The 11,893-nt window shown below is 64.6% G+C and carries 10 protein-coding genes; 1 reads left to right on the forward strand and 9 read right to left on the reverse strand.

Annotated features, from left to right (window positions below):
- Positions 1-397: 397 nt before the first annotated feature.
- The 3 genes from AC1DB0_RS29025 to AC1DB0_RS29035 all read right to left on the reverse strand — a co-directional run bounded on the left by AC1DB0_RS29025 (position 398) and on the right by AC1DB0_RS29035 (position 3,443).
- Positions 398-1,354, reverse strand: coding sequence for a LysR substrate-binding domain-containing protein (locus tag AC1DB0_RS29025; protein ID WP_476758092.1), 957 nt, complete (start codon positions 1,352-1,354; stop codon positions 398-400).
- Positions 1,355-1,455: 101 nt separating this feature from the next.
- Positions 1,456-1,962 carry a RidA family protein gene (locus tag AC1DB0_RS29030; protein WP_476758091.1) on the reverse strand — a complete coding sequence of 169 codons (507 nt, stop codon included), beginning with the start codon at positions 1,960-1,962 and terminating at the stop codon, positions 1,456-1,458.
- A gap of 23 nt (positions 1,963-1,985) precedes the next feature.
- Positions 1,986-3,443: a 2-hydroxymuconic semialdehyde dehydrogenase gene (locus AC1DB0_RS29035; protein ID WP_175170289.1), complete on the reverse strand. Its 1,458-nt coding sequence runs from the start codon at positions 3,441-3,443 to the stop codon at positions 1,986-1,988.
- Between the two features lie 165 nt (positions 3,444-3,608).
- Between AC1DB0_RS29035 and AC1DB0_RS29040 the strand changes: the two genes are divergently transcribed.
- On the forward strand, positions 3,609-4,085 hold the full coding sequence (locus AC1DB0_RS29040; RefSeq protein ID WP_476758090.1) for a MarR family winged helix-turn-helix transcriptional regulator: 477 nt from the start codon (positions 3,609-3,611) through the stop codon (positions 4,083-4,085).
- A gap of 7 nt (positions 4,086-4,092) precedes the next feature.
- On the opposite strand, the gene AC1DB0_RS29045 is transcribed toward AC1DB0_RS29040, so the two are convergent.
- The 6 genes from AC1DB0_RS29045 to AC1DB0_RS29070 all read right to left on the reverse strand — a co-directional run bounded on the left by AC1DB0_RS29045 (position 4,093) and on the right by AC1DB0_RS29070 (position 11,667).
- Complete coding sequence (locus tag AC1DB0_RS29045; RefSeq protein WP_476758089.1) at positions 4,093-5,142, reverse strand: YihY/virulence factor BrkB family protein; 1,050 nt, start codon at positions 5,140-5,142, stop codon at positions 4,093-4,095.
- 393 nt (positions 5,143-5,535) lie between these two features.
- Positions 5,536-7,176: a chaperonin GroEL gene (groL, locus tag AC1DB0_RS29050; RefSeq protein WP_054423092.1), complete on the reverse strand. Its 1,641-nt coding sequence runs from the start codon at positions 7,174-7,176 to the stop codon at positions 5,536-5,538.
- Positions 7,177-7,213: 37 nt separating this feature from the next.
- Positions 7,214-7,501: a co-chaperone GroES gene (gene groES / locus AC1DB0_RS29055; protein WP_054423089.1), complete on the reverse strand. Its 288-nt coding sequence runs from the start codon at positions 7,499-7,501 to the stop codon at positions 7,214-7,216.
- Between the two features lie 227 nt (positions 7,502-7,728).
- Positions 7,729-10,122, reverse strand: a complete 2,394-nt coding sequence (locus tag AC1DB0_RS29060) for a TonB-dependent siderophore receptor (RefSeq protein WP_476758088.1) — start codon at positions 10,120-10,122, stop codon at positions 7,729-7,731.
- A gap of 103 nt (positions 10,123-10,225) precedes the next feature.
- A complete protein-coding gene (locus AC1DB0_RS29065; protein WP_476758087.1) occupies positions 10,226-11,161 on the reverse strand; it encodes a FecR domain-containing protein in 936 nt (311 codons plus the stop codon).
- Positions 11,158-11,667 (reverse strand): sigma-70 family RNA polymerase sigma factor, encoded by a 510-nt coding sequence (locus tag AC1DB0_RS29070; RefSeq protein ID WP_054423081.1) that lies wholly within the window; start codon positions 11,665-11,667, stop codon positions 11,158-11,160. Before AC1DB0_RS29070 ends, AC1DB0_RS29065 begins: the two co-directional genes overlap by 4 nt.
- Positions 11,668-11,893 lie beyond the last annotated feature (226 nt).

Consider the following 11,893-nt stretch of genomic DNA (forward strand, 5'->3'; position numbering starts at 1 on the left):
GGTCAACGATTGCGGTCMGGAGCCTTCGCTCCGGACTGCCCCTGCGTCATCCTCGTACGCCTTCGGCTCCCTACGGATTCCCTCGGGCGCATCGACTCCCCGCGCACCCCAGGCCCCCAACGCACAGTGCTCCGCCAGCGGCAATTTCACGGTCGCGGGGCAGAGTCGTGTGCTTAGGGTTCTTGCCGCCAGTGGGGTGTGGGGGATGATCTTGCGGGGCTTGCCCCAGGCCGGCCGCGCGGGCGGCCTTGTGGGGCGTCGGCAGTGTCTTGCGTCGGGATGTTGTTGTGCGGGGGCGCTGCGTTGATCTCGTTGCTTTCGTAGGATGGGTGACGCGCGCGCGGTACGTCATCGGTGCGCTGATGGTGATCGCGCGCAACCCATCATCGGCATTGCCTTACGCGCGTTGTGCCGTGATGGTTTTTAGATATTCCACCAGCCTTTGGCAGGCGGGCGTCATCGGCCTGTCGGCTCGTATGGAATAGCCTACGTCGCCGAAATCTCCGAATACCTCGGTGGGCAGGCGAGCTAATAGTCCCATCGACAGAAACTGCGCCGCTGCGTCATACGGAATGAGTGCCAGCGCGTTGCTGTGCATCAGGATGCCGATGTTGGTCAGCAGGGATAGCGACTCGACGTGGCGGGTGGGCAGGCGCAGGCCGGCGTCGAAGAAGGTGCGTTCCACCGATGCGCGTAGCGGGGAGGTGGGGGCGGGCAAGATCCAGATGTGGTCGATCAGGTCGGCCAGTGAGATGTTTGGCGCGGTGGCCAAGGGGTGTTGGGCGCCGACGACCAGGCAGAGCGATTCGCGGTAGAGCTTGTGATGGTCGACGGCGACGCCGGAAATGGATGCCATGTCGGCGCCGGGCAGGCGGCCGACGACGATGTCGACGTCGCCTGTGGCGAGCGCGGGCAGGAGTTGGGCCGAGGGGCCTTCGCGGACCGTGACCTGAATGCCGGGGTGGTCGGTCATCAGGCGGGCGATGGCTTCGGGCAGCAGTTTGGCGGACGCGGCGATCAGGGTGCCGACGACGACGTGGCCGCTGGCGCCGCCCAGGACGGCGTCGATGTCGTCGGCCATGTAGCGCACTTCGGCCAGCATGGCGTGTACGCGGCGGCCCAGCACCAGCGCGAGTTCGGTGGGGGTGACGCCGCGGTTCGAGCGTTCGAAGAGCGTTGATCCGAAGAACGCTTCCAGGTCGTGGATGGCTTTGGTGACGGTGGGTTGGGTCAGGTGCAGTTCACTGGCCGCGCGCGATAACGAGCGGCGCGCCAGCACGCGTTCGAAGATCTGCAACTGGTGCAGTTTCAGCTTGTGGCTGAGCGCGTTGGGCGTGATGCGGAAGTTCGACATGCCTGCGGTCGCCCGGGCGGCGTGCCGCGAGCCATCGTCCTGTGCTTGGTGTGAACACGAAATGCCGTCGCCCATCATGCATGCGCCGCGTCGTCTTGTGGCTAACGCGCCAGCGGTTTGTAGGCGACCGCCTTGATCTCAATCAGCAATTGCGGGTGCGGCAACTGATGCACCGCGACGGTGGTGCGCGCCGGGCCATCGGCGTCGAAGAACTCGCCGTAGACGTGATTGTATCCACCGAAGTCGTTCATGTTGACCAGGAAAGTACTGATCTCGACGACGTCGGCCAGCGTGGCGCCGGCGGTGGCGAGGATGTCTTGGATGTTCTCGATGACGGCGCGGGTTTGCACGCGGATGTCGAGCGTGGTGGTGCCCATGGCGTCGACTTCAGCGCCCGCGATGCGGTTGTCGGGCAGGCGTGAGCTGGTGCCTGATACGAAGAGAAAATCACCGGCGCGTTTGATGTGCGGGTATTTGCCGCGGGGCGTGGCTTTGCCGGCGACGACGGTGGCGCTGGTGCTGGTGTTGGGGGTGGCGGTGGCGGTGGTATTGGCGACGACGTCGGTATTGGCGTTGTTGCCGTCGGCGGTGGTATTGGGCTGGGTCATCGTGCGTTCCTTTGCGTGCGGGGTCAGAGCTTGATGCAGACGTTGGTGGGCTCGGTATAGAAATGCAGCGAGTGGCGGCCGCCTTCGCGTCCGATGCCTGATAGTCCGCTGCCGCCAAATGGGGTGCGCAGATCGCGCAGGAACCAGCAGTTCACCCAGGCGAGTCCGACTTTCATGGCTTGGGCCACGCGGTGTCCGCGCGTGAGGTTCTGCGTCCAGACGGCGGCGGCCAGGCCGTAGCGTGTGTCGTTGGCCAGGCGGATGGCTTCGTCTTCGGTGTCGAACGGGGCGATGTGGCAGACCGGGCCGAACACTTCTTCCTTGATGCAGCGCGCGTCTTCTTTCAGGCCGGTCCAGATGGTGGGCTGGACGTAGGCGCCCGCGTCGCGCGCGTCGCCAAACACCGGTACGCCGCCGCCCGCGACAACGGTTGCGCCTTCTTCGCGCGCCAAGGCGAAGTACGACAGCACTTTCTCGCGATGCTCGCGCGACACCAGCGGGCCCATTTCCGTATCCGGGTCCATGGGCCAGCCGATGCGCATGTCACGGGCGCGCGCGGCCAGCGCGGCGACGAAGCGGTCGTAGATAGGGCGTTCAACGTAAACGCGCTCGGTGCACAGACACACTTGCCCGCAGTTGGCGAAGACCGAGCGCGTGACGCCGTCCACCGCCGCATCGAAGTCCGCGTCGGCGAAGACCAGCGCGGCGTTTTTGCCGCCCAGCTCAAACGACACCGGCTTCACACCGGACGCGACGGCCCTCATGATGGTGGCGCCCGTGGCGGATTCGCCAGTGAACGTGATGCCGTCGATGTCTGGGTGCGAGGTGATGAATTCCCCCGCCGAGTCCGGCCCAAACCCGTGCGCCAGGTTCAGCACGCCAGCCGGCAGCCCGGTGTCGTTCGCCACTTCCGCCAGCAGCGTGGCCGTGCTGGGCGTGACTTCCGACGGCTTCATGATCACGGTGTTGCCGAACGCCAGCGCGGGCGCGACTTTCCACGTCAAGAGCAGCAGGGGCAGGTTCCAGGGCGAGATCACGCCGACCACGCCCAGCGGCTTGCGATAGGCGTAGTTCAGCGCCTGCCGGCCGTCGGGCGTGTCGGTCATGTAGCTTTCCATGTCCAGCGTGCGGGCCAGTTCCGCGAAGGCGCGGAAGTTGGCGGCGCCGCGTGGAATGTCGATCTTGCTGGCCCAGCTGACGGGCTTGCCGGTGTCGCCGATCTCGGCTTGCAGAAAGTCGTCGAAGCGGCGTGTGATGCCGTCGGCCAGCGCCAGCAGGTGATCGGTGCGGGCCGCCACTGACAGGCCCGCCCAGGCCGGCAGCGCGCGATGTGCGGCGGCGACGGCGCGGTTGACTTGATCGCGGCTGGCTTCGTGCACCTGGGCGATGCGTTGGCCGTCAACAGGGCTGTGTTTGTCGAAGGTGGACGCGCCGTCTTCAAAGCGGCCGTCGATGTAATTGCGCAGTTGGCGGATCGTCACGATCGGGCCCCTTGAATGGTGTTCGGGTCTGACGGGAATCAAGTAAAAATAAATACGTATACGTACTAATTGTTCGGATAATAGGCAGCGCGACCGCTCAAGTCAATGCGCATTTGCGAGCGGGGCAGCGCCTACAATCGCCAAGCGTCTTACTCTGGAAGCCCCATGAGCTCTACTGTCCGACCCGCCTCGCCCCGTGCGTTGAAGTCCTTCGATCTGACCCATGTGGCCTCGCACCTGCTGCGCCGTGCGCACTTCCGTGCCGAAGCGCTGTTCGTGCAGGCGTTTCCGGACGAAGACCTGACGCCGCGCCAGAAAGCCCTGCTGATCACCGTGTATCAGAACCCCGGCGCCACGCAGAACCGCATCGCCGAGTTGATCGCGCTGGACCGCAATTCGTTTGCCGAGATGATGGCGCGGATGACGGCCAAGGGCTATGTGCGCCGCACGCGATCCGCCGAAGACGGGCGGGCGTATGCGCTGGAAATCACAGATGAGGGCGTGGCGTTGCTGGCGCGCATTCTGCCGCAGGATGCCGAAGTCGAGGCGCAGGTGCTGGCGCCGATTCCTGAAGAACTGCGGCCGGTGTTTTTGAAATGTCTGCGGCTGATGGCCGGCCTGGAATCGCAGGACGCGGGCTGAGCGGGGGTTACGCGCCGGGAGGACGATTCGAGGGGAGGGAAGAAGGGGCTGACGCGGGGGCTGACGCTGGCGCCGACGTAGGAGCCGACGTAGGAGCCGACGCAGGCGCCGACGCAGGTGACTGCGTTGGGGCTGAAGTAGGCGACGGCGGTTCCGGGTTCGTCTGGGCTGCGGGCGGTTTACCCGCCTTGCCGAATCGCACCGCGAATTGCCGTGTAAACACCGCGCCAAAGAAGAAGATCTGCGCGGAATAGTAGATCCACAGCAGCAGCGCAATCAGCGATCCCGCCGCGCCATAGGCCGACACGGCGGCACCCCGGCTGAGATAAAGGCCGATCCCCCACTTGCCCACCAGGAACAGCGCGGCCGTCACGATGGCGCCCGGAATCACGTCGGGCCAAGAGATCCTGGCGCTGGGCAATAGCTTGAAGATCACGGCGAAAAGCGCGACCACAATGGAAAAGGAAAACAAGGTCGACAGCCAGTCCGCCACCGTCGCGAAGGTGGAGGCCATCCACAAGTCGCCATAGTATTTGCTGGCCGCGCCCAGTGCAGCGTTGACGGTCAGCGACACCAGCAGGAACAGCGCCAGCACCAGCACCAATCCAAACGACAGCATGCGGCTGCGCACCATGCCCTGAATGCCGCCTTTCTGGTTGGCGGGCACATCCCACAAATCATCCAGGCTGGCCTTGAGTTCGGCAAAGGCCGTGGTGGCGCTGAAGATCAGCACAAAAATGGAAATCAGCGCGGCAATCCAGCCGCCGCCAGATTCATGCGCGCTAGCCAACACCGTCTGGATGACTTCCGCGCCGCGTTCGCCCGTCAGGTCGCGCAATTGCGTGAACAGTTCCGACCGCACGGCCTCTTCGCCAAAGAACGCGCCGGCCACGGCGATCACCAGGATCAGCATGGGCGCCAGCGAAAACACCATATACAACGCCAGCGCCGCGCCTTTGCTGGACGCGCGGTGGCTGGACCACTGGTTGGCGGAGTCCATCAACAGTCCGCCGATCTGAGACGGACGCAAGGCGCGCAGGCTGTGGGGAAGTCGCATAAGGCAGGGCGGCTTGGGGCTGGGAAGCCTTCATTGTAGGGACGCATGCGCGCGGGCGAAACCGCCAGTTTGTGCGCAAACGTGTTCGCAAGTCACTGAAGCAACAAGGTCAGCCTCATCAATACGGCCTGCCCAATCAATAAGGCCTTGCCCAATCAACAAGGCCTGCCCAATCAACAAGGCCTGCCTAATCAACAAGGCCTGCCCAATCAACAAGGCCTGCTTAATCAATAAGCCCTGCCTAATCAACAAGGCCTGCCTCATCAACAAGGCCTGCCTAATCAACAAGCGCCGCCACAAAAAGAAAAACCCCCGGGGCGAAGGTCCGGGGGTCTTTCGGGATACTGCATTCCCCGGCGTAGCGCCGGGGAGGCCTTGCAAGGGAAGCGGGACTTAGAAGTCCATGCCGCCCATGCCGCCCATACCACCCGGCATGGCCGGGGCAGCGGGCTTGTCTTCGGCCAGTTCGACCACGGCGGCTTCAGCCGTCAGCAGCAGGCTGGCGACGGAGGCAGCGTTTTGCAGGGCGGTGCGGGTCACCTTGGTGGGGTCCAGAACGCCTTGCTCAACCAGGTCGGTGTACTCGCCGGTTGCAGCGTTGTAGCCGTAGTTGCCCTTGCCTTGCAGCACGTTGCTGACCACGACGCTGGCTTCTTCGCCGGCGTTCGTGACGATGGTGCGCAGCGGCTCTTCCACAGCACGCAGGATCAGCTTGATACCGGCGTTCTGGTCAGGCGTGTCGCCCTTCAGGTCAGCGATGGCTTGCTTGGCGCGCAGCAGTGCAACACCGCCACCAGCCACAACGCCTTCTTCCACTGCAGCGCGGGTAGCGTGCAGGGCGTCTTCGACGCGAGCCTTCTTTTCCTTCATTTCGACTTCGGTGGCAGCGCCAACGCGAATCACGGCAACGCCGCCGGCCAGCTTGGCCACGCGTTCTTGCAGCTTTTCACGGTCGTAGTCGGACGTGGCTTCTTCGATCTGGATGCGAACTTGCTTGACGCGAGCTTCGATCGACTTGCTGTCGCCAGCGCCGTCGATGATCGTCGTGTTTTCCTTGCCCACTTCGATGCGCTTGGCTTGGCCCAGTTCAGCCAGGCCGGCCTTTTCCAGCGACATGCCGGTTTCTTCGGAGATCACGGTGCCGCCCGTCAGGATGGCGATGTCTTCCAGCATGGCCTTGCGGCGGTCGCCGAAGCCCGGAGCCTTGACTGCGGTGGTCTTCAGGATGCCACGGATGTTGTTCACAACCAGGGTGGCCAGCGCTTCGCCTTCGACGTCTTCTGCGATGATCAGCAGCGGACGGCTCGACTTGGCAACTTGCTCCAGCACGGGCAGCAGGTCACGGATGTTGCTGATCTTCTTGTCGAAAATCAGGACAAACGGATCTTCCAGCACGGCAACTTGCTTTTCCGGGCTGTTGATGAAGTAGGGCGACAGGTAGCCGCGGTCGAATTGCATACCTTCGACGACGTCCAGCTCGTTTTCCAGCGACTTGCCGTCTTCGACGGTGATGACGCCTTCCTTGCCAACCTTGTCCATCGCGTCAGCGATGATCTGGCCGATGGAGGCATCGCTGTTGGCCGAGATCGAGCCGACTTGAGCGATTTCCTTGCTGGTCGTGACCGGCTTGGATTGCTTCTTCAGTTCGGCGACGGCGGCGGCGACAGCCTTGTCGATACCGCGCTTCAGGTCGATCGGGTTGAAACCGGCGGCAACGTACTTCAGGCCTTCCATGACGATGGCTTGAGCCAGCACGGTGGCGGTCGTGGTGCCGTCACCGGCGTTGTCGGAGGTCTTGGAAGCAACGTCCTTGACCAGTTGTGCGCCGATGTTCTCGAACTTGTCCTTCAGTTCGATTTCCTTGGCGACGGACACGCCGTCCTTGGTCACGGTCGGGGCGCCGAACGAGCGCTCCAGCACGACGTTGCGACCCTTGGGGCCCAGGGTGGTCTTAACAGCGTTGGCGAGAACATTCACGCCGCGGACGATGCGCACGCGGGCGTCGTCACCGAACAATACTTGCTTGGCAGCCATTTCTTAGCTTCCTTCGAAAATTCGTTTGAGGCGGGGTTTACAGAACCACGGCGAGGATTTCGTCCTCGCGGATGACGAGCAGTTCTTCGCCATCAACCTTCACGGACTGGCCGGCGTACTTGCCGAACAGAACCTTGTCGCCAGCCTTCAGGTCGACCGGCAGAATCTTGCCTTCTTCGGTCTTCTTGCCGGGGCCGACGGCCACGACTTCGCCTTGATCAGGCTTTTCTGCGGCGCTGTCGGGGATGACGATACCCGAGGCAGTCTTGCGCTCGTTTTCGAGGCGTTTGACGATCACGCGATCGCCCAGGGGACGCAAGGCCATGAGGAACTCCTGTTTGCTTAAAAAGTGAATGATCAGTTAGCCCCGGGAGGGCTGTTAGCACTCACCGGTGTCGAGTGCTAATTATAGGGATGATGTTCCGGGGTTCAAGGGGGGGAGGCTGCGCTGTTACATTTTTAGGTGGGTCGGGCGATAACGGCGTATCGGGGACGCACCACCCCAAAGTCAGCTCGGCTGATGCCGCAGTTCATTCCAAGCTTGTTTTTTTTTCAGTACTGGTACCGCATCGTCAGCATGACGCTGCGCGGCTGGCCATAGTAATTCTGGCGCGAGCCGCCGCCGAGCTTTTCGTAATAGACGCGGTCGAAGACGTTGTCGACGGTGAGGGTGCCGTCGAAGTGCTTGTTGTAGCGGTAGCCGACCTGGGCTGAGAGCGTGGTGTAGCTGCCCTGGTCCCAGCGGACGTTGCCGGTTTGCTGGTAGAAGCCGCTGTTGTAGCGCACGCCCGCGCCGACCGAGAAGCCTTGCAACTCGGGTTGGCTGAAGTGGTAGCGGGTCCAGAGGTTGATGGCATGGCGCGGGGTGATCTGACTGTATGCCATGCCCTTGGTGGCTGCGGGGGCCTCAAGGTACTTGGTATTGGTGTAGGCGTAGCCGGCGATGATTTCCCAGCCGGGCAGCGGGGACCCGCTGACTTCGGTTTCGAAGCCCTGGCTGCGCACTTTGCCCGCGGCGATGGAGAAGAGCGGGTTGTCCGGGTCGGTCATGGCGCGGTTGCGGTCGACGATCTGGAACAGGGCGGCGTGCGTGTTCAGGCGGCCGTCGAGCAATTCGCCTTTAAGACCAGTTTCGACTTGGCGGCCGGTGCGCGGCTGGAGGGTGGAGCCTTGGGCGTTGGTGGCCGTCTGGGGCTGGAAGATGTCGGTATAGCTGACGTAGGCCGACCATTGGGGGGTCAGATCGAGGATGAGGCCGGCGTAGGGCGAGGTGCGGGCGTCGATGCGGTCGACATTCTGGCTGAAGTCGCCGAAGTACACGTTGTCGCTGCGTGCGTCGTTTTTCCACCAGGCCAGGCGCGCGCCGACGACGAGCTTGAGCGGGTCGGCCAGTTGCAGATTGGCGCGCGTGTAAAGGCCGAATTCGCTGACGCGCCCGTCGCTGCCGTTGACCTGCTCCATGTCCGGCTTGGGCATGTTGGTGATGGGCTGATAGATGTTGGTCGGGAAGATCGCGCCACCCCCATAGGTGAACTCCTTGTGGGTGTAGCTGTAGTCGGCGCCGACGAGCAGCGAGTGTTCGCGCCCGAAGGCCTGGAAGGGCTGGTTCAGGTTGAGGTCGGCGCCGGTCGTTTTCCAGTGGTTGCGGTAGGACCAGGCGATCAGGTTGGTGTTGCCCGTGGCGGGGTCGACGGCGCGGTTGGGCCAGGTGAAGTCGCGCACGGGGGTGTCGGTGTCGCGATGAAAGACGCCGGCCTTCACGCGGCCGCCGCCATCCAGGCGATGCTCGAGGTCGGCGAAGAGTTCGGTGGTTTCTTCTTCGATGCGGTTCCAGTCGGCGCTCAGATTGGTGGAACGCCGCACGTCAAGCAGGCCGCCGTCGGCGTAGGCCGGCAGGCCGAAGGCGGGGGTGGCGCGCAAGCGCTGGTGGGTGATGCCTGCCGCCACCGTGGTGCGGGACGTCAGGTCGGCTTCGACGATGCCGTAGAGGGTCGGGCGCTGCGACTCGACGCGGTCGACGAAGGAACCGCGGTCTTCATAGGCGGCGATGAAGCGGCCGCGCACCTTGCCTTCGCTGTCTAAGGGGGTGCTCAGGTCGGCGACGGCGCGGTAGTAGTCCCAGGACCCGACGCTGGCTTGGGCGCTGAAGGCGAAATCTTGCAAGGGCCGCTTGCGCACCAGGTTGATCGAGCCGCCGGGTTCGCCGGTGCCCTGGTAGATGCCAGCGGGGCCGCGCAGGACTTCGATGCGGTCGTAGATGGCCAGGTCGAAGCCCGGCGAGAGGTTGCCAGCGCCGGCCGGGGTGGACAGGCCGTCGACCTGGAGCTTGTCCAACGAGTAGCCGCGCGAGATGAAGCCGGACATGCCGCCGCCGGAGCTGAGCGTCTCGACAGTCACGCCGGTGACATTGCGCATGGCGTCGCCCAGGCTGTTGAGGTTCTGGTCGTCAAGCTGCTGCCGCGTGATTACGGACACCGATTGCGGGATGTCTTTCAGACGCTGCAGACCCTTGCCGATCGTGACGGCTTCGGAGGTGTAGGAGCCGGTTCCTTCGCTGGTGGCGCGTTCCGCCATGCCGGTGACGGTCACGGGAGCGAGTTCGCTAATGTGGGACTCGCGGTGCAGGGCATAGCCCCCGGCGCCATCGGGCACCACCCGAAAACCACTGCCGGCCAGAAGACGATCGAAGCCTTCCTGCACACCGTAGTTGCCGGTCAGGCCGGGGCTTTGGCGGCCGGCAAGCTGGGCCTGGTCGAAGACCAGTTGCACACCGGCGGCGGCCGAGTAACTGGCGAGCACCGCGCTCAAGGGGCCGGCGGCGATTGCTACCGGGCGGGCCTGCGCAGTGACCGGCAGGGCCACGGCGCCGGCCACCAGGGCGCCGCACAGCGCCGACAACATCCAAAGCTTGCGCGGGCCCAACCCGGCGTGATTGCGTGCAGTCACTCTTTCGTCCTTTCTGTCATCTGGGGAAATTCGCCCGCCGAAGCGGTGTCATTTCCCTAGCCGCACGAGAAGGAAAAAGTGCTCATGTCCGACAAACTTTTTTTCACCGGGAGGCGACCGTCACCCAATAGGCGCTGCGGCGCAGCACCTTGACTGGCAGGCGGGCGGCCAGCACGCGCAGGGCCGCGTCTGTGTCGCTGACCGACAATGCGCCCGACAAGCGCAGGCCGGCGACTTCGGCGTCGCAACGCAGCACCCCGGGACGGTAGCGGCCGAGCTCGGCCACCACGTCGGCCAGACGCTCGTCGCGCACCACCAGCATGCCTTGCTCCCATGCAGTGTCGTCGGCGTTGGCGGGCAGGGGCATGTCGATGCCCGCCTCGGTAAAGCGGGCGGATTGGCCGGCGTTCAGCCGCAGCGGCTGGCCGTGACGCGGGCGGATTTCGACGGCATGCTCGAACACGGCTGCCTTGCAGGTGCGCTCGTTCAGGCGCACGCTGAACCGCGTGCCCAGGGCCTGGACTTCGCCGTGCGGCGTCTGAACGAGAAGTGGCCGGGCCGCGTCCTTGCCGGTGGTCAGCAGCAGTTCACCGGCCAAGAGGACGAGCCGGCGCTCTGTGGCGGTGAAGCGCACGTCCACGGCGCTGCCGGTATTGAGCACAACGCGCGTGCCGTCGTCCAAGATCCAATCGCGCTGTTCGCCCGTGGCCGTGCGCAGGTCGGCCATCCAGACCGGTGCTTGGCGCCAGGTTATCCAGCCGGCCGGTAAGAGCAGCCCGCCCGTGATCAGGGCGCGCACGACCGAACGGCGTCCGCGCGAACGCAGGACGTCGCGCCCGATGCTGGCGGGAACGCGATCGAAATGGCCCAGCACCCGTTCGGCGCGCGCCCAGGCCTGGGCATGGGCGTCGCTCTGGGCCAGCCAGCGCGCGAAAGCTTCGCGAGTATCCGCATCGGGGGTGTCGTAGCGCAGGCGGATGACCCAGTCGGCCGCCGCGTCCAGCAGGGCGCGGTCCATCGCGCCATCGGCGGCGCTCATGCCGCGACCGCCATGCAGGCCGTCAGCGCCTTGTGCAGATGGCGGCGCACGGTGATAAGCGGCTTGCCGGTGCGCGCGACGATCTCGGCTAGCGTCAGGCCCTCGAGCTGAGCCAGCAGGAAGATATCGCGCGTGACGGTAGGGAGCCGGCTCAGCATGGCGTCGATCTCGATCAGGGTCTGGATGATGATGAGGCTGGTCTCGGGCGACGGCGCCTGCGGCTCCGGCAGGTGGGCTACTGCTTCCAGGTAGGCCTCCCGCACGGCGCGGCGCCGCCAGTGGTCCACCAGCAGCCCCTTGGCGATATGGGTGATGAGGGCGCGCGGCTCCTCGCGCAGCACCGTGCCCTGGCGGCCGGTCATCAGGCGCACGAAGGTGTCCTGTGCCAGGTCGGCCGCATCGCTGGCGTCGCCGACTTTGCAGCACAGCCACCCCCGCAGCCAGCCGTGATGGCGGCGGTACAGGGTTTCGATCGCGGGGAGGGTGAGCGGGTCGGGCGTGGACAAGATGCCCGCAAGTCTACCCAATAAGAATGAGAAAGACTATCAATGCGATTTTGGTGCGGCGTCTGTGCAACATAGGCAGGCTGCACAATCCCAACCCGGGAAAATGGGGACGCCCGTTATCATGTCACCCAATGAATACGCAGCGAAAAGTCTCATCGACACAGACGCCCGGCAGCAGGCGTTCGCCTCAGCCAGATCGCGCTCGGCGGCCCCTTACCGCGATGGC

This window comes from Achromobacter sp. 10T422 (genome assembly GCF_056394065.1).